Source organism: Nocardia sp. NPDC057227 (assembly GCF_042669725.1).
Taxonomy (GTDB): Bacteria; Actinomycetota; Actinomycetes; order Mycobacteriales; family Mycobacteriaceae; genus Nocardia; species Nocardia asteroides_A.
Genome location: NZ_JBHUXA010000044.1, coordinates 1 through 21,408 on the forward strand (window position 1 = coordinate 1; position 21,408 = coordinate 21,408).

Below are 21,408 nucleotides of genomic sequence, written 5' to 3' on the forward strand. Positions count from 1 at the left end.
GGCGGCGAGCGCCGCCTCCGCGACGCTCGCCCGCATGGTGTCGACGCTGACCGGGACGCCTGCCGCGACCAGCCCGCCGATCACCGGGACCACCCGCGCGGCCTCGGTCGCCGGATCGACCCGGATCGCACCCGGCCGGGTGGACTCGCCGCCGACGTCGACCAGGTCGGCCCCCGCTTCGTAGAGCTCGATGCCGTGCGCGACGGCGTGCTCCGGGTCGAGGTAGCGGCCGCCGTCGGAGAACGAGTCGCTGGTGACGTTGACGATGCCGAGCACCAGGCAGGAGCGGCCCGTGCGGGCGCCGATACCGGCGAGCCCGGTCACCGTGCGCTCACTTCCGCAGGATGAGGTCCAGGGCCTCGGAACGGGAGGCGGGGTTGGACTGCAGCATCCCGCGCAAGGCCGAGGTGGTGGTGCTCGCGCCCGGCTTGCGGATACCGCGCATGGCCATGCACAGGTGCTCGGCCTCGATCACGACGATGGCGCCGCGCGGATCCAGCTTGCGCATGAGGGCGTCGGCGATCTGACTGGTCAGCCGCTCCTGCACCTGCGGGCGCTTCGCGTAGAGGTCGACCAGCCTGGCCAGCTTGGAGAGCCCGGTGACCCGGCCGTGCGGGCCGGGGATGTAGCCGACGTGCGCGACGCCGTGGAACGCCACCAGGTGGTGCTCACAGGTCGAGTACAGCGGGATGTCCCTGACCAGCACCATTTCCTGGTGCCCCTCGTCGAACGTCGTGTTCAGCACGGCATCCGGATCGTCGTAGAGCCCGGCGAAGACCTCGCGGTAGGCCCGGGCCACCCGGGCGGGAGTATCCAGCAACCCGGGCCGCTCGGGATCCTCGCCGACGGCGATCAGCAGCTCACGCACCGCGGCCTCGGCGCGTGGTTGATCGAACGTCCTTCCGGTCTCCCGCGCGACCACGTCGTCGGCGGGTGCGACGATCCGCACGCCGTCCTCGTTCCTCAGGTCGACGGCACTGCCGTTCGAACTGTCACCGGCGCCGCCGTTGTGGCTGGCCGACTTCTCGTTGGCCGACATCACGGACACCTCCCTATCTCGGTGCGGGCAAAAGACCCGAACACCCCCGTGCCGAGCCTAGTAGCCACCGATCAGCGCCGACCGTTCGGTCCGTCCCAGTCCGGGTTGTCGGCGCGGCCCTCGTCACCGGGGTAGCGGCCCTGTTCACCGGGGTAGCCCTGGTCGTACCCGGGCTGCTCCCCGCCGTAACCGGAATCACCCTGATAGCCGCGGCCCTGATCCTCCCGGCTCCACGGCCTTGCGCCGGGGCGCTGCTCGCCGGGGCCGTACGGGTTGCTCTGCCTCGGGTCGTCCTCGCGCGGCGGCCAGCCGGGCGCGGACCAGCCCGCGGGGGCGCCGTAGTCCGGGCGCGACCCGTGCGTTCCGGTGGCTCCGGCGCCGGGCCTGCCGTACCCCTGACCCTGCGGCTGCGCGGGCGGGCGACCGCCCTGGTACCCCTGCGGCCTGCCCTGATACCCGGCCGCGGCACCGTTCGGCACCGCCGGGCCGCCGTTGACGCCCGCGTGCGCACCGTTCGGCGGCCGTGCGGGCAACGCGCCGATCGGCTCCGGCGGCCACTTCTCGCCGCGCTCGGCGGCCAGCTCGCCCGGGGTCTTGACCGGCGGCTTGTCCGAGGGGACGCGCTCGCCGAAATCGTTGAAGGCGGTGATCCGCGGCCGCTTCTCCACCTCGGTGAAGATCTGCTCCAGGTCCTTGCGGTGCAGCGTCTCCCGCTCCAGCAGCGCCGTGGCCAGAATGTCGAGGATGTCGCGGTACTCGTTCAGGATCGACCACGCCTCGGTGTGCGCGGCCTCGATCAGGTTGCGCACCTCCTCGTCGATGGCGCCCGCGACCTCGTGCGAGTAGTCCGACTGCACGCCCATCGAGCGGCCGAGGAACGGGTCGCCCTGCTCCTGGCCGTACCGGACGGCGCCGAGCCGTGCGCTCATGCCGTACTCGGTGACCATCGCCCTGGCGATCTTGGTGGCCTGGTCGATGTCGGAGGAGGCGCCGGTGGTCGGCTCGTGGAACACCAGCTCCTCGGCCGCGCGGCCGCCCATCGCCATGACCAGCCTGGCGATCATCTCGGAGCGGGTCATCAGCCCCTTGTCGTCCTCGGGCACGGTCATGGCGTGGCCGCCGGTGCGGCCGCGGGCCAGGATGGTGACCTTGTAGACCGGCTCGATGTCCGGCATCGCCCAGGCGGCGAGCGTGTGCCCGCCCTCGTGGTACGCGGTGATCTTCTTCTCGTGCTCGCTGATGATCCGGCTCTTCCGGCGCGGGCCGCCGATCACCCGGTCCACCGACTCCTCCAGCGCCTCGCCGGTGATCACCGAGCCGTTCTCGCGCGCGGTGAGCAGCGCGGCCTCGTTGATGACGTTGGCGAGATCGGCGCCGGACATGCCGACGGTGCGCTTGGCCAGCCCGTCCAGGTCGGCCTCGGCCGCGATCGGCTTGCCCTGCGAGTGCACCCGCAGGATCGAGCGGCGGCCTGCCAGGTCGGGGTTGCCGACCGGGATCTGCCGGTCGAAGCGGCCGGGGCGGAGCAGCGCGGGGTCGAGGATGTCCGGCCGGTTGGTGGCCGCGATCAGGATGATGCCGGTGCGGTCGCCGAAGCCGTCCATCTCGACCAGCAGCTGGTTCAGGGTCTGCTCACGCTCGTCGTGGCCGCCGCCGAGGCCTGCGCCGCGCTGGCGGCCGACCGCGTCGATCTCGTCGACGAAGATGATGCAGGGGCTGTTCTGCTTGGCCTGCTCGAACAGGTCGCGCACCCGGGAGGCGCCGACGCCGACGAACATCTCCACGAAGTCCGACCCGGAGATGGTGAAGAACGGCACCCCCGCCTCGCCCGCGACCGCGCGCGCCAGCAGCGTCTTGCCGGTGCCGGGCGGGCCGTAGAGCAGAACGCCCTTCGGGATCTTCGCGCCGAGCGCCTGGTAGCGCACCGGATTCTGCAGGAAGTCCTTGATCTCGTAGAGCTCCTCGACCGCCTCGTCGGCGCCCGCGACGTCGGCGAAGGTGGTCTTCGGCATGTCCTTGCTCAACTGCTTGGCCTTGGACTTGCCGAAGCCCATCATCCCTCCGCGGCCGCCGCCCTGCATGCGCGCCATGACGAAGATGAAGAGGCCGAGCAGGATCACCATCGGCAGCACGAACAGCAGGATCTGGGTGAACCAGCTCTCCTGCTTGACCACCGTGTTGTAGGGGGCGCCGGACTGCCGCACCGCGTCGAAGATCTGCGCGGAGGTCTCGCTGCCGCCGGGGAACTTGGTGAGGATCCTGGATTCGCCGCCGGTCGCGTCGTTGCCGTTGTTCAGCTCGATGCGGAGCTGCTGCTCCCGGTCGTCGATCTGCACGTTCTTGACATTCGGCTTGTCCGCCAGCTGGCTCAGCGCCACCGAGGTGTCGACGCTCTTCCAGCCGCGGGTGTCGTTGCCGAAGTAGCTGAACGCGTAGATGACCAGCAGAATGCCCGAGACTATGGCCAGGGTGCGGAACACTGTCTTGCGGTTCATAGAGCGTAGGCCGGGCGGCCAGTCCTTTCCGGTGTCTCCGGTTGTGCCTAGCGATGCGGGCTCGCGCGCGCCACCCCGCTCGCACCCACCGTTCCGGGCGGGTTCGGATGCGGACATGCCACGTTACCGCGTACGGTCTACTCGCATACATGCACAGTTCGGCTGCTGGTGCAGTCGATGTGGTCAACGGCCGGGGAGCCGCGTTGGTTCCCGAGGAGCCCCGTCCGGCTTATTGCAAGTGGCAACAATCATGGCATGTCCGGCCTATGGTGAGCGACGACACAGCCTCACCGCCCTCCGGCCGGAGCGGCGAATCGCGTGGCCAGCGAGACCCCGGGCGCGCGATCGAATCGAACGAGCGCAGGGGGTATGGACATAGTCGAGTTACGGACGCCCACCGCGATCCTGCGGCACGGACGCGGCCGGCTGGTGGTTTTGCGACCGGGAACCGAGGGCGAGGCGGTGCTCGACGTCCCGATCTCCGACCTGCTCAAGGCCAGGTTGAACCGGCGCGCCGACGACGCCGTCGTGATCGAGATCTACCTGCGCGACCCGGCGCCGCTGCTGGTCGGCGTACCCGCGGACCGCACCCCGCTGCCGGTGCTGATCGCCGAGCACGACGTGCCCGCCGCCACCGAGATCGTCGCCCAGCTGAACACCCAGATCCTGGCCGCGCGCCGGGTCGAGATCGAGCAGCCGGACCTGGAGCCGCCCGCCCCGACCTGGGGCCGCACCGGCCCGGCGCGGGCGGACGTCGACACGGCCACCCAGCGGATGACGCCGCGGCGCGGCGCGAGCCAGGCGATCGCGGCGCTGCAGCGCTACGTCACGCCGGACGAGTACCTGCTGGAGACCGCGGTGGTCTCCGCGCGGGTGCCGGAGGCGGGCCAGGGGCTGATCGCGGCGACCACGACCAGGCTGCTCTTCATCGCGCTCGACCTGCGGGTCGCCCACGAGCTGCCGATCCCCGCCGTGCTCTGGGCGCGCACCGGCGCCGACCGGGAGAGCGACCTGCGCACCGTGCTCTCGGTGCACGACGGCTTCCTGACGCTCGAGTTCGTCGCGGGCGAGCGGGCCGACCTGGAGCGAATGGCGCGCGCGGTGAACTTCGCGGTCCGGCTGGAGGCGGCGCACGGCGCGATCGCGCCACCGGACCCCGGCGTCTCCACGCTCTACGGGGAGTGGGAGCTGCTGGTCGAGCGGCACTCGCTCGGCATGGTGGACGAGAGCCAGTTCCAGCGGTTCGGCCGCGGCATCCTGCGCTCGCTGCCGGACCGCTGCTGAGCCGCTAGGCCGGGATGTCCTTCGCCGCCGGGCGCGGGTGCAGCTCGATCCGGCGCCACGGGCTGGTCGGGCGGGTCCAGAGCCGGAGCAGCTCCATCCTGCGGTCGACGCCGCCGTCCTTGAGCACGGCGAGGTCCTCGCAGGCCTGCCAGTAGGTCCAGCCGGCCAGGTAGGCGTCGCCGAACTGGCGCCAGTTGCGGTACTTGCGCTGGGCCAGCGGCAGCGCGCGGGCCATGTAGCTCCAGGCGACGTCGGCCTCCAGGTAGCCGGCGGTGTAGGCCATCCTGGCCACCGCCGTCACCCTGGCCAGGTCCCAGGCGTGGATGCAGGTGGCGACCGGCCGGGCCAGGTGCGAGGTGAAGCCGATCTTGATCGCCTGACACCAGATGTCGTAGTCGCGGACCAGCGCCTCCGGGTTCTCCATGCCGCGGAAGGCCGCCACCTGCCGGAGGAAGGCGCGGTGCCGGTCGGCGCGCTCGCCGAAGCGGTCCCGCTCCCCCGCGGTCAGCGCCGCGGTGACCAGCGGGTGCACCAGCGCGTAGAGCGGCGCGTGCATACCCTTCAGCAGCTGCTCCATCGAGGCCTGCGCCTCGGTGCCGTCGGTGATGCCCCAGGCACCGGTGAGGGTGTCGATGGCGAGCTCGCGGCGGTCGCCGAGCGGGTGCTCGCGCTCCGGGCCGAGCACCAGCCCGTCGTGGAAGGCGTCCCAGCGCGCCGAGTAGAAGGCACCGAGCGCGAGCGCCCGCAACCGGTCGTCGTCCAATTGCGCCCCGGACCAGTGGTCCTCTTCGCGATTGTCCAGCTCCTCGTACGGAAAGGGTGTCAACGTCGCTTTACCGCGGGAAGGCATACTCGGAGTCTAGGTGCTCCCCTACAGGTCGCTGGTTCAGTTGCGCTTCTTGGCCCGACCCCGGGCGTGCCAGGGGGCTATCGTGCATCCATGTGTAGAAACATCACCGTCCTGCGTGGCCTGGAACCAGCCGCGACCGAGCAGGAGATCTATGCTGCCGCACTGCAGTACGTGCGCAAGGTCGGTGGTGTCTCCGGCCTGAGCAGCACCACCAAACCGGCGGTCGACCGGGCGGTCGCGGCCATCGCCGCGGCGACCACCCAGCTGCTCGACGAGCTGCCCGACCGCAGGGTGCCGCCGAGCACCGACCCGCCGCTGCGCCGGATCGCCGCGCGGGAGACCGCGGAGAACAGCGCCGAGTAGCCCTCAGTCCAGCGCGCCGGGGCCGTAGGCGGCCACGCAGGTGAGCGCGACCTCCAGCGCCAGCCCGCGCTCCTGCACCGAGTACCCGAGCAGCTCCTCGACCCGCTGGATCCGGTAGCGCACGGTGTTCTTGTGTACCCCGAGCTGCCGCGCGGTCGCCTCCGGGCTGCGCTGGTGGCGCAGGTAGGCGTGCAGCGTCTCGCGCAGCCGGGCCGTCGCGGCGTCCCGCCCGGCCAGCGCCCGCAGCTCGCGCCGGACCAGCCCGCGCATGGCCGCCCGGTCCACCCCGGCCAGGTAGGCGATCTCCACCGCCCGGTACCCCGTGACCGGAGCCCCCGAGCGCTCGGCAACCTGCCTGGCGGAGACCGCCTCCCGATGCCCGCGCCGGAACCCGGCGGTGGCCGGGGCGGGCACCCCGAACGCGACCCGCACCGGCGGCTCGATCTCCGCGCCCGCGAGCAGCGGCGGCTCCTCCGGCCCGGCCAGCCGGGCGGCCTGCCCGTCGTCCAGCCCGGCCCACGCCCACATCCCGCTGGCCCCGGAGGCGACGGTGAGCAGCCGGTTCGTGCCGAGCGCGGTGGCGATCCGGTGCGCGACCCGCTCCAGCCCGCCGATCACGTCGCCCTCGCCGCCGAAGGGCTCGTCGCTCCACAGCACGAAGGCGAGGTGCTGCTGGTTCAGCCGGTAGCCGAGCCGCACGGCGGCCTGCTCCGGGTCGACGTCGTCGCCTGCGAGCAGCGCGCGCACCGTCTCGGCCCTGCGGTTCAGTGCCGCGCGCAGCACCTGCTCGCGCTCGGCCAGGTAGGTCTCGGTGAGCAGCTCGACCGAGGTGTTCACCCAGCGGGTGGCGCGCTCGAAGGTCCGGACCAGCACCGTGCGCTCGATCTCCGGCGGCGCCTGCCGCTCCTCGAACGATTCGCGCAGGTAGTCGAGCACCGCCTCCAGCCCGACGTGGTAGGTGCGGAGCAGCAGCCGCAGGTCGTAGCCGCGCTGCGCGATGGTCCTGGCCAGCGCGTGCACCTCCTCCGGCAGCGGGACGTCGAAGCTGTCGCTGGTCAGCCCGCCGAGCATGAGCCGGGCGTGCGCCCTGGTGCTCGCGGTGAGGTCGCGCCGGATGTCGTGGTCGCGCAGCTCGGGCACCCGGTCCACGATCACCGCGTCCAGCCGCTCGACCACCTGGTCCAGGGTCTGCGTGCGCATGGTCTCGAAGGCGTACTCGGCCAGCCAGTCCCTGATGATCTCGTCGCGCGTGCCGGAAGACATCCGCCGCTCCCTCTTTTGTGCCGCTGACACAAACCGGCGCCGCTCCGTTGACGGCTCGGGCCAAGAATGTCACCTCCGATTGTGTCACCCTCATAGGTCAGTGAGCTGATTCACAGTGATTTCCGCAGTACCCGACGGAGTGGGAGTACAGCCGTGACCAATATCGAGGCCGAGACACCGGCGATCGAGGTCCGCAATCCGGGCACCGGCGACCTGGTCGGCACCGTGCCGGACCAGACCGCCGACGAGGTGGCCGCGGCCGTCAGGGAGCTGCGGCTCTTCCAGCCCGAGTGGGAGGCCATCGGCGCCGACGGGCGCAAGGAATGGCTGATGAAGCTGCAGGACTGGATCATCGACAACACCGAGCAGCTGGCCGACGTGCTGCAGTCGGAGACGAGCAAGCCGCGCGCCGACGCCCTCATCGACCCGGCCTTCGCCGTCGACCTGATCGGCTTCTACGCGCGCCGGGCGGGCAAGTTCCTCGCCGACGACCACCCGTCCCCGCACAGCCCGCTGGCCAGGGTCAAGCGGCTGACCACGGTGTACTCGCCGTACCCGGTGGTCGGCGTGATCACCCCGTGGAACTTCCCGCTGGCCATGCCCGCGCTCGACGTCATCCCGGCGCTGGCCGCGGGCGCCGCCGTGCTGCTCAAGCCATCCGAGGTCACCCCGCTCTCCGCGCTGGAGCTGGCCCGCGGCTGGGCCGAGATCGGCGCCCCTCCGGTCTTCGCCGTTGTCACCGGCGGCGGCGCGACCGGGGCCGCGGTCGTGGCGAACGCCGACTACATCCAGTTCACCGGCTCCACCGCGACCGGCAAGAAGATCGCCGCGGCCTGCGTCGAGCGGCTGGTGCCGTACAGCCTGGAGCTGGGTGGCAAGGACCCGGCGATCGTGCTCGCCGATGCCGACCTGGACCGGGCCGCGCACGGCGTCGCCTTCGGCGGCATGTTCAACTCCGGGCAGGTCTGCATCTCGGTCGAGCGGGTCTACGTCGAGGCGCCGGTGTACGACGAGTTCGTCGCCAAGCTCACCGACGCGGTCGCGAACCTGCGGCAGGGGCTGGACGGCCGCGAGTCGAAGCACGACCTCGGCGGGCTGGCCAACGAGGCCCAGGTCGCCATCGTGCAGCGGCACATCGAGGAGGCCGTCGCGGCGGGCGCGCGGGTGGCCACCGGCGGGCAGCGGACCGGCCAGGGCACGCTCTTCCAGCCGACGGTGCTGCTCGACGTCGACCACTCCATGTCCTGCATCCGCGAGGAGACCTTCGGCCCGACGCTCCCGGTGGTCAAGGTGGCCGACGAGGCCGAGGCGATCCGGCTGGCGAACGACTCCCAGTACGGCCTCTCCGCCTCGGTCTGGACCGCGGACAAGGCCCGCGGTGAGCGGGTCGCCCGGCAGCTGAACGCGGGCGCGGTGAACATCAACGACGTCTTCGCCAACCTGTTCAACTTCGCGCTGCCGATGGGCGGCTGGAAGCAGTCCGGGATCGGCGCTCGCTGGGGCGGTGCGGCGGGCGTGCGGAAGTACTGCCGGCAGAAGGCGATCACCACCCCGCTGCTGCCGACCGCGCAGAAGGAGCTGACTTGGTTCCCCTACCAAATGCCGAAGCTCATGGTCGCGCTCGGCGCGATGCGCGCGGCGGGCGCCCGCGGCAAGCGCAGGCTCGACCCCGCCACCATCCGCAAGATCCGAGGAGGAGACAAGTGAGCAGTGCCGTCAGCGGCAAGGTCGTCGTGATCACCGGCGGGGCGCGTGGCATCGGCCTCGCCACCGCCCGTGCGCTGCGCGAGCAGGGCGCGAAGATCGCGATCGGCGATATCGACGAGACCACCGTCAAGCAGTCCGGCACCGACAACGACTTCGAGGTCTACGGCAGCCTCGACGTGACCGACGAGGAGTCGTTCACCCGGTTCCTCGACGAGGTGGAGCGCGAGCTCGGCCCGATCGACGTGCTGATCAACAATGCCGGGATCATGCCGACCGGCAGGCTGGTGGACGAGCCGGACGCGCTCACCCGGCGCATCCTGGACATCAACGTCTACGGCGTGATCCTCGGCTCCAAACTGGCCGCGGCCAGGATGCTGCCGCGCGGCAGCGGCCACGTCATCAACATCGCCTCGCTGGCGGGCGAATCGCACATCCCCGGGCTCGCCACCTACAACGCGAGCAAGCACGCGGTGCTCGGCTTCACCGACACCCTGCGCGAGGAGTACCGCGGCACCGGGCTGCACTTCTCCTCGGTGCTGCCGACGCTGACCAAGACCGAGCTCGGCTCCGGGGTCAGCACGCCGAAGGTGATGCCGCCCGCCGAGCCGGAGGACATCGCCGCGGCCATCGCCGCGCTGATCGTCAAGCCGAGATCGAAGGTGCGGGTGACGAAGGTCGCCGGGGCGATCTCCCGGGTCGTCAATTTCCTGCCGGAGTCCGTCGGCGACGCCATCGCCCGCTCGCTCGGCGCCTCGCACACCTTCCTGGAGGACGTGGACAGCGACCAGCGCAAGGCGTACGAGGACCGCGCCCGGACGGTCTGAGCCCGCTCACGTCCAGCCCCAGCCCTCTGTGATATATATCACAGAGGGCTGGGCCACTTCCGGACCGCCGCCGCATCGCCGGACGTCACTGAACGGTCGCCGGGTTCGCGCAGCAATCGCCGGCGGCACCGTGCGACTTTGCAGATTTTCACATTCCACCTGGTCAATACCGCACAGTAGGGCGCCGAGTTGGACGGAAGACCGAATGCCACCAATTCGCCCGGCTCGACGTGCAGGCGACCGGTATACGCCATATGCTGTCTCTAACAAACCTGACGTCTGTTTTTCAGAGCCAGTCCGAACTTCGAGGCTTGATTAGGCTGGAAATCAGCCACGAATTCTGATAGCAAGTAGCTATGGACCCGCACTTGCGCGATCTGCGGTATTTCGTCGCCGTCGCTGAGGAATTGCATTTCACGAACGCCGCTCAGCGGCTGCACATCGCACAGCCCACCCTGTCGCGTCAGATCCGTCAGCTGGAACGTCAGCTCGACGTGGTGCTCTTCGATCGCAATCAGCGCAGCGTCGCGCTCACCGTCGCGGGCAAGGAGCTGCTCGACGGCGCCCGCAAGATCCTCGAGCTCTGGGAGAACACCAACTCCTCGCTGCAGGAGGCGGGCGAGGTGCTGCGGGTCGGCATCCAATCCGCGCTCGGCCGCGGCCTGCTGAACGAGCTGGAATCGGCCAGCGGGCACCGGCTCGCGCTGCACGCCGCCTCCTGGACCGACGGCTCCAGCGGGCTCGCGGGCAGACAGGCCGATCTCGCCCTGGTCTGGCTCCCGCTCCCCGACCCGAACCGGTACCGCTGGCAGGTGCTGCGCAGCGAGCCGCGCTGGGTGCTGCTGCCGGAGACGCACCCGCTGGCCGACCAGGACCGGATCGAGTTCACCGACATCGCCGACGAGATCTTCGTCGCGCTGCCCGCCGAGGCGGGCGCGGTGCGCGACTTCTGGGTCGGCAACGACGCCAGGCACGGCCGCCAGGCCAGGATCGGCGCCGAGGCGACCACCCCGGAGGACCGGCTGGAGGCGGTGAGCCTCGGGCTCGGGGTCTGCCTGCTCGCCGAGAACAACGTGCCGATGTACCGCTGGCCGGGGCTGGCGGCGCGGCCGGTCGCCGGGCTCCCCCCGTGCGAGCTCGCGGTGGCCTGGCGGGCCGACGACTCCCGCCCGACCATCCTGGAGTTCGCCGCGCGGGCCACCGACGGCGGCTTCGCCGGACGCCCGGCGGCGCTGGCGGGCTGATCCGCCGGGTCCGCTGGGCGCGGGCGCGATAAGATTTTCCCTGGCTCGGTTCCTGCCCTGTGCCCGCCCGGTGGGCGCGCGGGTCCCCCGGGCAGGGCCCATCGGAGCGGGTCGCCGAGCCGTGGCCGTCCAGCGGGCAGCGCCACCGGAACAGAAGGCCGTCGAGAGCATGAGCGCCGATTCGCAGCCGAGCCCCGCGCCGGGAGCCGACCCGAGCGGCAGGGGCGCTGCCCACATCGACACCAGGGTCGCTGCCTTCGCCGCGGCCTGGGATTCGGCGGTGCTCGACGCCGCGGGCCCGCCGGTGCTCGCCGAGTACCTGCCCGACGCCACCACCCTGCGCCGGGAGGCGCTGGTCGAGCTCATCCGGGTCGATCTGTGGGAGCGCTGGGTCGGGCGCAGCGCGGCCGAGCACACCCGCAAGCACCTGCGCGACTACTGCGGCGAGTTCGACGAACTCGACCCGGCCGTGCTGCCCGCCGAGCTGATCTACGAGGAATTCGTGATCCGCAGGCACAGCGGCGAGCGGCTCGATCCCGGCCAGTGCCTGAGCGAGCACCCCGCGCAGGCGGGCGCGCTGCGCGCGCTGCTGAACGCCGACGACCCGGACCAGAGCACCCACCGGGCCGACCCGGACGCCACCCACGCGGTGAACCAGGAGACGGTGCTGCACCGTGGTACCCCGGTGCCCCCAGGTGATCTGACCGGAACCGCGACCGCCCTGCCGAGCACGCCGTCGACCGGCGTCTCCGACGCGGGCAGGCTCGACATCCTGGACCGGATCGAGGTCGGGCGGAGCATCGACGACTTCGACCTGCTGACCGGGCTCGGCAGCGGGGCGTTCGCGCGGGTCTTCCTGGCCCGCCAGCGCTCGCTGCAGCGGCTCGTCGCGGTGAAGATCTCCGCTGACCACGGCACCGAGCCGCAGACCCTGGCCCAGCTGGATCACGACTACATCGTCCGGGTCTTCGACCAGAAGCTGCTCGACACCAGGCCGGGCGATCGGGCTGCCCGCAGGCTGCGCCTGCTCTACATGCAGTTCCTGCCCGGCGGCACGCTGCTCGGGGTGCTGCGCTGGGTGCGCGCCACCCCTGAGCCCGAGCGCACCGGACGGCTGCTGCTGGACGCGGTGGACGCGGCCATGGAGGAGAAGGGCGAGATCCGGCCGACCGACTCCAGCGTCCGGGCCGAGATCGCCGCGCTGAGCTGGCCGGAGACCGTGGCGTGGCTGGGCAGGCGGCTGGCCGAGGCGCTCGACTACGCGGCCGAGCACGGGGTGCTGCACCGCGATATCAAGCCGGCCAATGTGCTGCTCACCGCCGAGGCCGTGCCCAAGCTCGCCGACTTCAACATCAGCTTCAGCCGCAATGTCGAAGGCACCAGCCCGGTGGCGTACTTCGGCGGCTCGCTGGCCTACATGTCGCCGGAGCAGCTGGAGGCGTGCCACCCCGGCATGGACCGCACCGCCGCCGACCTGGACACCCGCAGCGACATCTACTCGCTCGGCGTGGTGCTCTGGGAGCTGCTCACCGGCGCGAAGCCCTTCGACGACAGCACCGCCGAGGCCGACGGCCGGGGCGACGACACCACCTTCGAGGCCATGCTGGAGCGCCGCACCCGCGGCCTGGACACCAGCGTGCTCGACCGGGTGCCGCCCGGCACCCCGACCGCGCTGCTCCGGATCCTGCGCACCTGCCTCGACCCGGACCGGGACCGGCGCTGGTCGAGCGGGGCCAACCTGGCCAAGCAGTTCGAGCTGTGCCTCGACCCGAGGGCGCGGGAGCTGGTCGACCCGGCGCCGGACAGCTGGCGGGTCCGGCTGCGGGCCTGGCTGGTCCCGATCCTGACCATCGCGGTCGGCGTGCCGAACATGCTCGCCTCGCTCTACAACATCCACCACAACCAGAACCTGATCGTGGAGCGGCTGACCGAGGAGTCGCAGCGCACCTTCACCGCCGCCACCGGGGCGGTGAACGGGGTCTTCTTCCCGCTCGGCTTCCTGCTGCTGGTGTACCTGTCGCGCACCATGGTCTCGGTGCCGCCCGGGCTCCGGCGCGGCCGCAGGTACGACGTGCCGACGCTGCGCCGGGCCAGGGACCAGACGCTCGCCTTCGGCGACCGCGCGGTGGTGATCCCGTTCGCCATGTGGGTGATCGCGGGCATCGCGTTCCCGTTCACCCTGTGGCTGGCCACCGGCGACATCGACGGCGGCGCGGTGGTCCACTTCCTGGCGTCGCTGGTGGTGTGCGGCGCGATCGCCGTCTCGTACCCGTTCTTCCTCGCCAACTTCTACCTGGTGCGCTGCATCTACCCGATCTTCCTCCGGCACGGCGCGGTGGACGAGAGCGACGCGGTGCGGCTGCGTGGCCTGGCCAGGCGCAGCACCCGCTACCTCGCGGTGGCCGCCTCGGTGCCGCTGCTCGCGGTCGCCGGGGTGACCTTCCTTCCGCCGCAGGACATTCCGTCGGTGATCGTGGCGGTGCGCGGGCTCTGCGTCGGCGGCATCATCGCCTTCATCGGCTCCTACGTGCTGTTCCGCGCGCTGGAGGCGGATCTGAAGGCGCTGGAGCGAGTTGTCGCGCCCACAGAGCCGGATTGACGGCTGCGCCGTGGTGCCGGACTAGTTGCCGCCGTACACCTTCGAGTCGAGCAGGCCGATGTAGGGCAGGTCGCGGTAGCGCTCGGCGTAGTCGAGGCCGTAGCCGACGACGAAGTCGTTGGGGATGTCGAAGCCGACCATGGCGACGTCGACCTTGGTGCGCAGCGCGTCCGGCTTGCGCAGCAGCGTGACCACCTCGAGCGTGGCGGGGTTGCGGGTGGAGAGGTTGCGCTTGAGCCAGGAGAGCGTGAGGCCGGAGTCGATGATGTCCTCGACGATCAGCACGTTCCGGCCGGCGATGTCCCGGTCCAGGTCCTTGAGGATGCGGACGACGCCGGAGGACGAGGTGGAGGAGCCGTAGGAGGAGACGGCCATGAACTCCATCTGGGTCGGGATCGGCAGCGCCTTCGCCAGGTCGGTCATGAAGAAGATCGCGCCCTTCAGCACGCCGACCAGCAGCAGATCGCCCTCCGGGGCGCCGGCTGGGAACCGCTCGGCGATCCGCTCGGCCAGCTCCTTGGTCTTCGTGGCGATTTCTTCTTCGGTGATGAGCACCGAGGCGATGTCGTCCCCGTACACGTCCGTTGGTGTCCTTCCGTGGTCGATCACGCACCGTCCGCCCGGCCGCGGAGCCGCAGGGTCAGCCTGCCATGCTCCCTTTCGACCACCAACCGGCGGGCCGGGGTACCGCCGCCCACCGCGACCGCACCCTGGCCGCGCCAGCGCACGATCAGCGCGTCCACCGCGCGCAGCGTGGTGTCGCCGGGGGGGCGGGCGCCCGCCTCGAGCAGCCAGGACCTGATCGCCCTTCGCCGGAGCGCGGCGGGGGCGGTGCCGAGCGGGGGCACCGCGAGGTCGGGGTGCGGGCCGGTGCCCGCGGTGCGGGCGGTGCTCAGCAACTCCGCGGCGAGGTCGTCGAGGACGGCGGTGTCCTCGCGGAGCTGCGCGGCGGTGCGGGCGAGCGCCGCCGCGACCCCGCCGCCGAGGACGTCCTCCAGGAGCGGGAGCACCTCGTGCCGCAGCCGGACGCGGGTGAACTCCGGGGCGGAGTTGTGCGGGTCGACGTGCGGCCGCAGGCCGAGGTCGGCGCAGAGGCCGACGGTGTCGGCGCGGCGGACCGCGAGCAGCGGACGGCCCCAGGGCGGGCTGTGCGGGGCCATGCCGCGCACCGAGCGCGGGCCGGAGCCGCGGGCCAGGCCGAGCAGGACGGTCTCGGCCTGGTCGTCCATGGTGTGCCCGAGCAGTACCTGCTGCCCGGCACGGGCCCCGTCCAGCGCGGCATAGCGCGCGGCCCGCGCCGCGGCTTCCATTCCGCCGGGGCCGGTGACCTCGACCGGAAGCACCGTGGCCGACGCGCACCCGAGTTCCAGCGCCGCCTCGGCCGCGACTTCCGCGATCCGCCCCGACCCCGCCTGCAACCGGTGGTCGACCACGAGCGCGTGCACCGCACCGGCCTCGGCGACGGCGGCCGCGGTCAGCGCCAGCGAATCGGCGCCCCCGGAAAGCGCGACGGCTACTTCGGTGTTCGGCGCCGCGTACGCTCCCAGCCAGTTGCGAACCGCCCGCCGCACGACCAGTGCGGCGCCGGTCTCCGGCAGCAGGGGCGCACCGCCGCCCACCGGGTCGGCCGGGGTCCGGGCCGGAGGCCCGGAAAAACCCCCCCTATCCGAGCACACGGGCGATCCAGCGCCCCGGTTCGTCGATCTCGTCGGGCAGCGGCAGCGTGGTCTCGTCGGTCCAGACGACGTTGAAGCGGGCGGTGCCGACGGTGCGCACCACCTCGTCGACGAACTTCTTCCCGCGCACGTACTGCGCGAGCTTGGCGTCGACGCCGAGCAGCGCGCGCAGCACCCGCTGCACCGGGTTCACCGCGCGCTTGCGGCGCTTGTCGAAGGCGGCGCGGATCTGCTCGACGCTCGGGACGACGGCGGGGCCGACCGCGTCCATGACGTGGTCGGCGTGGCCCTCGAGCAGCGTGCCGAGGACGAGCAGCTTGTCCAGCGCGGCGCGCTGCTCGGGCGCCTGGGTGGCGCGCAGCAGCCCGATCACGCCCTGGTTGTTCGGGTCGTCCGCGCCGGTGCCGCCGCGCCTGCGCCGCACCTCGGTGACCAGCCTGCCGACCAGCTCGCTCGGCGGCTCGTCGGCGGCCGCGCCGAGCGTCGCCACGGTGCTCCGCATGTACTCGGCCAGCCACGGCGCCGAGGAGAACTGCACCCGGTGCGTCACCTCGTGCAGGCAGACCCAGAGCCGGAAGTCGCTCGGCGAGACCCGCAGCGCGCGCTCCACCGCCATGATGTTCGGCGCGACCAGCAGCAGCGTGCCGTCCTCGCCGGTGAACGGGTCGTACTGGCCGAGGATCGCGGTGGAGAGCAGCGCGAGCATGGCGCCCGCCTGCACCCCGGCGGGCTTGCCCGCGAACCGGCTGCCTGCGACGCCGCCGTCCGGCCCGTCGGTGAGCTGGGCCATGGAGGCCGCGGCGGCCTCGATCCAGCCCGGCCGGTCAACGATCCGGGCGGACGGCACCGGCCGGTCGTCGAGCAGCAGGCTGACCTCGCGCACCGGCCCCTCGGCCCGCCGCGAGGCCTCGGCCAGCTCGCTCACCACCTGCTCGGCCGAGTAGCGGGAGGTGCGCGGCCCCGCGGGCACCAGCGCGCCGCCGGTGCGGGCGGCGAGCCGCCAGTCGACGGCCCCGGTCAGCGGGGAACGCCGCTGTTCGGCCTCGACCAGGCCCACGTCGGCCCCGTTGGATCCTTCGCTCATCTCACCCACCCGTCAGGAGCAGCCACAGTTGCGCAGTGTGCCCGCGATGGCGTCGAGTGCGGGCCGGCTCACCTCCGGTGGCCGGTCGTTCGACATCAGCGCGAACGTCAGCACGCGCCCATCGCGATCGAGCACATACCCGACCAACGCGCTGGCGACCGAGAGAGTTCCGGTCTTGGCCCGGATCCAGCCGGCGCCGACCGGGTCGCCGCCGGTGTACCGGCTCGCCAGCGACCCGGTCGCCCCGGCGACCGGAAGCGTGTCGAGCAGCGGCGCCAGCTTCGCCGCCAACGCACCGGCCTCCGGCTTCGCGCTGGTCCCGGCCGGTTTAACGGCGGCGGCGCCGGTCGGCTCGGCAGCGGCGGTGAGCACGGCGGCGAGCGCGCGGGCGGGCACCCGGTCGTCCACCGAGAGCCCGCTGGTGTCGTGCAGGCTCACCCCGGTGAGGTCGAACCCGGCCTCGGTGAGCACGGTGCGCACCGCGGTGGCGGCGCCGTCGAAGCTCTGCGGCAGCCCGCGCGCGGCGGCCACCTCGCGGCCGACCGTCTCGGCCAGCACATTGTCCGACCACACCATGAGCTGCCTGAGCCGGTCGCGCAGCGGCGCCGAGCGCACGCTCGCCAGCTCGGCCGCGCCCGGCGCGGCGGTGCCCAGCTCGACCTTCGCCGGGTCGATACCGAGCTGGGCGGCCAGCTGCCTGCCCGCGTCCAGCGCGGGGGTGGTGCTGCGCGGCGCGTACTCGACCAGCGGGTCGAGCCGCCCGCCGTCGATCAGCACCGGCTCCAGCGGCGCGATCGAGCCGCCGGGGATGTCGGCCGGGTCCCAGCCCTTCGCCATGGTCGGGCCGGTGTAGGCGGAGGTGTCGACCACGATGCTGTCGATCCCGCGGCCGCGCAGCCCGGCCGCCAGGTCGGCGAGCTTGGCGGCTCCCGGGTAGTAGCCCTTGCCGTCCGGGCGGGCGGTGATGGTCGGGTCGCCCGCGGCCACCAGCACCGCCTCGTTCGGCGCGGCTCCGGCCACCACCCGCGTGGTCACCCTGCTGTCGGCGGGCAGCGCGAGCAGCGCGGCGGCGGTGGTCAGCACCTTGAGCGTGGAGGACGGGATCATCGGGGTCTCCGCGCCGCCGCTCCACAGCACCGCGCCGCTGTCGGCGTCGGTGACCTGGCCGGCGAAGGCGCCGAGATCCGGGTTGGCGATCACGCCGGTCAGCGCCGCCTCGATGCCGCCGCGGCTCGGCGCGGCGGCGTTCGACGGCGCCGGGTCGACCCTGGGATCGACCGTGACCGTGGCGGGCGGCGCCGCGACGGTCAGCCCGCCGTGCTGGAACTCCGGCGTCCACGGCTGCACGATCAGCGCCACCGACGCGACCAGCGAGACCAGTACGGCCAGCGCCAGCCCCACCCAGAGCCGGGTCCGGCGGCGGCGCCGCGCGGCCAGATCGCCGGTGTTCCTGTTGTTCCCACCCGTCACGTGTCCGCCGCTCCTCCTCCGGCCGCCCGCGCGGCCGCCTCCCGCACCCGAGTGCTCGACGCCCACACTATCCTCGTTGCGCAATCGTTCCTCAGTACAACCTGGCGCAGTCGGCAGACTCCGCACGACCGATGAAGGAGATGGCGTGGAGTTCGACGTCACCATCGAGATTCCCAAGGGTTCCCGGAACAAGTACGAGGTGGATCACAAGACCGGCCGGGTGCGGCTGGACCGCTACCTCTACACCTCCATGGGGTACCCGGCCGACTACGGCTACATCGAGAACACCCTCGGTGAAGACGGTGACCCGCTGGACGCGCTGGTCCTGCTGCCCGAATCGGTCTTCCCCGGTGCGATCGTCGAGGCAAGGCCGGTCGCCATGTACCGGATGACCGACGAGGCCGGTGGCGACGACAAGGTCCTCGCGGTGCCCGCGGGCGACCCGCGCTGGGACCACATCCAGGATCTCCAGGACGTGCCTGAGTTCGAACTGGCCGCGATCAAGCACTTCTTCGAGCGGTACAAGGACCTGGAGCCGGGCAAGTTCGTCAAGGGCTCGGAGTGGGTCGGCCGCGCCGAGGCCGAGGCCGAGGTGCAGGCATCGCTGAAGCGGCTGCAGGAGAACGGCGGGCACTGACCCCCGCCCCGACGCGCGAAGAGCGGGAAGTCCGATGGATTCGGACTTCCCGCTCTTCGGGTGCGGTGCCCGGCCGGTGGAGGGGAGGCCGGTCGGGTCACCAGGTGGAGTAGTACAGATCCCACTCGCCGTCGTAGTTCAGGACGCACTCGTAGTACTTCCAGTCCGGGTGCGCCGGGCCGTACTCGCCGTCGGCGGAGCAGGCGGCGTAGGTGGAGTAGGTGCCGACCCAGATGGTCTCGACCGTGCGGTACTCGGGCGCGGCGGAGGCTGTCGCCGACGCCGACACCCCGGCGACGGCGGCGGCAGCCAGCAGGCCGGCCATGACGAAGGACTTGATCCGCATTTCGTTGCTCCTGTCGGTGGTTCGTCTTGCTCGTTGACAGGAACATTACGAGCGGAAAAGCCCTGGTACAGCCACCCCTAGGGGTGGTGAACCGCACCCCTGGGGCGAGCCGCTACCTACCCTCGAAGCGCGGCTCCCGCTTCTCGAAGACCGCCTGGATGGCCTCGGTGAGATCGCCCGACGGCAGGAACGCGGCGTTCCACGCGGAGACGTAGCGCAGCCCCGCGGCCACCTCGGCGGTGCGCCGCTCGTTCAGCACGTCCTTCACGCCCTGCACCACCAGCGGCGGGTTCGCCGCGATCTCGCGGGCCAGTGCGTGCGCCGCGTCCAGCACCGCCCCCTGGTCGGCGAAGACCTCGTTGACCAGGCCGATCCGCTCCGCGCGGGCGGCGTCGATGTCCTTGCCGGTGAAGGCGAGCTCGCGCAGGTGCCCCTCGGAGATCACCGCGGGCAGCCGCTGCAGCGAGCCGACGTCGGCCACGATCGCCACCTTGGCCTCGCGCAGGCTGAACTTGGCCTCGGCGCTGGCGTAGCGGATGTCGGCGGCGGCGATCAGATCCAGCCCGCCGCCGATGCACCACCCGGAGACTGCGGCGATCACCGGCTTCACACAGTTCGCCACCGCCGTGATCGACGCCTGCATGGTGCGGATGTCGTTCAGGAAGGCGGTGCGCGGCGCGGCCAGCGCCTTGTCGGCCAGCAGCGGGCCGAACGAACCGGCCATCGCGGGCAGGTCCAGCCCGTAGGAGAAGTGCTTGCCGGAGCCGGTCAGCACGATCGCGCGGACCTCGGGGTCGGCGGCGAGGCCGTCGAAGATCTCCGGGAGCTCCCGCCAGAAATCCGGGCCCATGGCGTTGCCCTTGCCCGGCCCGGTGAGCGTCACCTGGGCGACCTGGTCCTTCGTCTCGACCGTGAAGGCCTGCCAATCAGTCATTTGTACAGCGTATCGAGGTGCTGCCCCCGCTTGTAAAGCTTGTGCAAATTTCGGGCTCCGGTGCTGGTGCGGGCGCCGGAGCGGAGTCGATGATGGTCATCTCGCCCCTCGGAGGTGGCCATGCTGATGCATCAGGGAATCGGGCTCGACCGCTTCAACACCATGCCGAACGGCCGCGCCGTGCACGCACTCTTCGAGTGCTGCTGCTGCGTCACCTGGGCGGCGCGGATCAGCGCGGGGCGGCCCTACCGCGACCACGACGACCTGCACAATGCCGTCGAACTGGAGCTGCTCGCGCTCTCCCCCGGCGACCTGGAGCGCGCCTTCGACTCCGTGCTGCACGAGGCCTGCGGCGATCACACGGTGGGGACGCTCGCCAAGATCGTTTCGGCGCGGATCGAGCGGATGCTCGGCCCCGAGTGCGGCTACCCCGAGTACTGAGCGCGGATCGTCAACTGCCGCATCGAGACTGCGCGGCAGCCGAACCGCGACCCCGGACCGGGGTTACGGCCCTACCCTGGTCGCATGCGCAAGTCGAGCCTGCCGCCGGGCGCGATCCGGGTCTCCGACACCCTGATCTCGCGGGGGCATCACGGCGTGATCCTGACCCGGCCCGAACCCATCGATACCGCCGAGGACGCCGCGCGCGCACTCGGCGTCGACCCGGGCGCCATCGTCGAGGCCCAGGTCTTCCTGCTGGACGACGAACCGGTGCTGCTCCTGGTCGCCGGTGCGCGGCGGGTGCACCTGGCGCGCACCGCGGAGCGGCTGGAGGGCGCGCTCACCCCGGCCCCGGAGGCGCTGACGCGGGAGGTCACCGGGCAGCCCGTTGGCGGGGTCGCCCCGCTCGGGCACCCGGCGAACCTCTCCACCTGGGTGGACACCGCGCTCGCCGCGCACCCGCAGCTGTGGGCGGCGGGCGGGCACCCGGGCACGCTGTTCCGCACCTCGTTCACCGAACTGGTGCGGATCACCGCCGGACAGCCGGTCGACATGGGCTGAACCGCGTAGTTTCGTTGCTGTGAGTGCACTCAGTTCCGACGGCATCACCGCCGAGCAGTACCGCGCCTCCATGCGGCACTACCCGGCGGGCGTCACCATCGTGACGCTGCGGGCCGCACACGGCCCCGTCGGCTTCACCGCCACCTCGTTCGCCTCGCTCTCGCTCGACCCGCCGCTGGTGTCGTTCAACATCGCGCACACCTCGTCCAGCCTGGACGCGCTGCTCGCCGCCGAGTCGGTGGTGATCCACTTCCTCGGGGCGCATCAGCGGGAGCTGGCGCAGCGGTTCTCGCGCAGCGCCGCGGAGCGGTTCGCCGATCCGGCGCTCTGGGCCGAGCTGGAGTCGGGGGAGCCGGTGCTGCACGAGACCCCGCTCCGGTTGCGCGCGGTCGTACACCAGCGGTTCGACATCGGGGACCACACCTTCGTCGCCGGGCTCGTCACCCACGTCCACGACGAGACGCAGGGCGCGTCGCCCGCGGCGCCGCTCCTCTATTACGACGGCCGCTACCACCGGCCCACCGAACTGGGCTGAGTCCTCCTCGTACACCGAGCAGAGACGGTCGGCCGGGCCGGACCACGGCGATGGTC

At 71.9% G+C, this 21,408-nt stretch carries 21 protein-coding genes; 10 read left to right on the forward strand and 11 right to left on the reverse strand.

Annotation, left to right across the window (positions count from 1 at the left end):
* From ACFUJ1_RS33775 to ftsH, 3 genes are all read right to left on the reverse strand, one after another.
* Positions 1-324 (reverse strand): dihydropteroate synthase (locus tag ACFUJ1_RS33775; RefSeq protein WP_378651379.1); only part of this gene is annotated, 324 nt, incomplete at its 3' end.
* Positions 325-331: 7 nt separating this feature from the next.
* A complete protein-coding gene (folE, locus tag ACFUJ1_RS33780; RefSeq protein ID WP_378651380.1) occupies positions 332-1,039 on the reverse strand; it encodes a GTP cyclohydrolase I FolE in 708 nt (235 codons plus the stop codon).
* Between the two features lie 71 nt (positions 1,040-1,110).
* Positions 1,111-3,534 (reverse strand): ATP-dependent zinc metalloprotease FtsH, encoded by a 2,424-nt coding sequence (gene ftsH, locus ACFUJ1_RS33785; RefSeq protein WP_378651381.1) that lies wholly within the window; start codon positions 3,532-3,534, stop codon positions 1,111-1,113.
* 429 nt (positions 3,535-3,963) lie between these two features.
* On the opposite strand from ftsH, the gene ACFUJ1_RS33790 reads away from it, so the two are divergent.
* Positions 3,964-4,818, forward strand: coding sequence for a hypothetical protein (locus ACFUJ1_RS33790; protein WP_378651382.1), 855 nt, complete (start codon positions 3,964-3,966; stop codon positions 4,816-4,818).
* A 4-nt stretch (positions 4,819-4,822) separates the two neighbouring features.
* Here ACFUJ1_RS33790 and ACFUJ1_RS33795 read toward each other — a convergent pair whose 3' ends face one another.
* Positions 4,823-5,668: a DUF1266 domain-containing protein gene (locus ACFUJ1_RS33795; protein WP_378651383.1), complete on the reverse strand. Its 846-nt coding sequence runs from the start codon at positions 5,666-5,668 to the stop codon at positions 4,823-4,825.
* Positions 5,669-5,758: 90 nt separating this feature from the next.
* Between ACFUJ1_RS33795 and ACFUJ1_RS33800 the strand changes: the two genes are divergently transcribed.
* Positions 5,759-6,031 carry a DUF2277 domain-containing protein gene (locus ACFUJ1_RS33800; RefSeq protein WP_233015656.1) on the forward strand — a complete coding sequence of 91 codons (273 nt, stop codon included), beginning with the start codon at positions 5,759-5,761 and terminating at the stop codon, positions 6,029-6,031.
* Positions 6,032-6,034: 3 nt separating this feature from the next.
* Here ACFUJ1_RS33800 and ACFUJ1_RS33805 read toward each other — a convergent pair whose 3' ends face one another.
* The gene (locus tag ACFUJ1_RS33805) at positions 6,035-7,294 is read right to left on the reverse strand and encodes a PucR family transcriptional regulator (protein WP_378651384.1); all 1,260 of its coding nucleotides are present in this window, start codon (positions 7,292-7,294) and stop codon (positions 6,035-6,037) included.
* Between the two features lie 153 nt (positions 7,295-7,447).
* Here ACFUJ1_RS33805 and ACFUJ1_RS33810 point away from each other — a divergent pair, with 153 nt between their 5' ends.
* From ACFUJ1_RS33810 to ACFUJ1_RS33825, 4 genes are all read left to right on the forward strand, one after another.
* A complete protein-coding gene (locus ACFUJ1_RS33810) occupies positions 7,448-9,001 on the forward strand; it encodes an aldehyde dehydrogenase family protein (protein ID WP_378651385.1) in 1,554 nt (517 codons plus the stop codon).
* Positions 8,998-9,825 carry an SDR family oxidoreductase gene (locus ACFUJ1_RS33815; protein ID WP_378651386.1) on the forward strand — a complete coding sequence of 276 codons (828 nt, stop codon included), beginning with the start codon at positions 8,998-9,000 and terminating at the stop codon, positions 9,823-9,825. Before ACFUJ1_RS33810 ends, ACFUJ1_RS33815 begins: the two co-directional genes overlap by 4 nt.
* Before the next feature lie 356 nt (positions 9,826-10,181).
* A complete protein-coding gene (locus tag ACFUJ1_RS33820; protein WP_378613928.1) occupies positions 10,182-11,069 on the forward strand; it encodes a LysR family transcriptional regulator in 888 nt (295 codons plus the stop codon).
* A 169-nt stretch (positions 11,070-11,238) separates the two neighbouring features.
* Positions 11,239-13,668, forward strand: coding sequence for a serine/threonine-protein kinase (locus ACFUJ1_RS33825; protein ID WP_378651387.1), 2,430 nt, complete (start codon positions 11,239-11,241; stop codon positions 13,666-13,668).
* A gap of 21 nt (positions 13,669-13,689) precedes the next feature.
* Here ACFUJ1_RS33825 and hpt read toward each other — a convergent pair whose 3' ends face one another.
* From hpt to dacB, 4 genes are read right to left on the reverse strand one after another with little or no spacing between them, the layout of a single operon-like run.
* Entirely contained in the window at positions 13,690-14,247 is a 558-nt protein-coding gene (hpt, locus tag ACFUJ1_RS33830; protein WP_233015650.1) for a hypoxanthine phosphoribosyltransferase, read from the reverse strand.
* Positions 14,248-14,273: 26 nt separating this feature from the next.
* Positions 14,274-15,287, reverse strand: coding sequence for a tRNA lysidine(34) synthetase TilS (gene tilS / locus ACFUJ1_RS33835; protein WP_378651388.1), 1,014 nt, complete (start codon positions 15,285-15,287; stop codon positions 14,274-14,276).
* A 43-nt stretch (positions 15,288-15,330) separates the two neighbouring features.
* Complete coding sequence (locus ACFUJ1_RS33840) at positions 15,331-16,428, reverse strand: zinc-dependent metalloprotease (RefSeq protein WP_378651389.1); 1,098 nt, start codon at positions 16,426-16,428, stop codon at positions 15,331-15,333.
* A 12-nt stretch (positions 16,429-16,440) separates the two neighbouring features.
* Complete coding sequence (gene dacB / locus ACFUJ1_RS33845; RefSeq protein ID WP_378651390.1) at positions 16,441-17,898, reverse strand: D-alanyl-D-alanine carboxypeptidase/D-alanyl-D-alanine-endopeptidase; 1,458 nt, start codon at positions 17,896-17,898, stop codon at positions 16,441-16,443.
* A gap of 145 nt (positions 17,899-18,043) precedes the next feature.
* On the opposite strand from dacB, the gene ACFUJ1_RS33850 reads away from it, so the two are divergent.
* Positions 18,044-18,535, forward strand: a complete 492-nt coding sequence (locus ACFUJ1_RS33850) for an inorganic diphosphatase (protein ID WP_378651391.1) — start codon at positions 18,044-18,046, stop codon at positions 18,533-18,535.
* Positions 18,536-18,632: 97 nt separating this feature from the next.
* Here ACFUJ1_RS33850 and ACFUJ1_RS33855 read toward each other — a convergent pair whose 3' ends face one another.
* Together ACFUJ1_RS33855 and ACFUJ1_RS33860 are read right to left on the reverse strand one after the other, a co-directional pair.
* On the reverse strand, positions 18,633-18,881 hold the full coding sequence (locus ACFUJ1_RS33855) for a hypothetical protein (RefSeq protein WP_378651392.1): 249 nt from the start codon (positions 18,879-18,881) through the stop codon (positions 18,633-18,635).
* Positions 18,882-18,993: 112 nt separating this feature from the next.
* Positions 18,994-19,815, reverse strand: coding sequence for a crotonase/enoyl-CoA hydratase family protein (locus ACFUJ1_RS33860; protein ID WP_378651393.1), 822 nt, complete (start codon positions 19,813-19,815; stop codon positions 18,994-18,996).
* Positions 19,816-19,941: 126 nt separating this feature from the next.
* Between ACFUJ1_RS33860 and ACFUJ1_RS33865 the strand changes: the two genes are divergently transcribed.
* The 3 genes from ACFUJ1_RS33865 (at position 19,942) to ACFUJ1_RS33875 (ending at position 21,352) form a co-directional block, all read left to right on the forward strand.
* Positions 19,942-20,256: a 2-oxo-4-hydroxy-4-carboxy-5-ureidoimidazoline decarboxylase gene (locus ACFUJ1_RS33865; protein WP_378651394.1), complete on the forward strand. Its 315-nt coding sequence runs from the start codon at positions 19,942-19,944 to the stop codon at positions 20,254-20,256.
* A gap of 84 nt (positions 20,257-20,340) precedes the next feature.
* Positions 20,341-20,817, forward strand: coding sequence for a YbaK/EbsC family protein (locus ACFUJ1_RS33870; protein WP_378651395.1), 477 nt, complete (start codon positions 20,341-20,343; stop codon positions 20,815-20,817).
* 70 nt (positions 20,818-20,887) lie between these two features.
* Complete coding sequence (locus ACFUJ1_RS33875; RefSeq protein WP_378651396.1) at positions 20,888-21,352, forward strand: flavin reductase family protein; 465 nt, start codon at positions 20,888-20,890, stop codon at positions 21,350-21,352.
* The last annotated feature ends 56 nt before the right edge of the window (positions 21,353-21,408 follow it).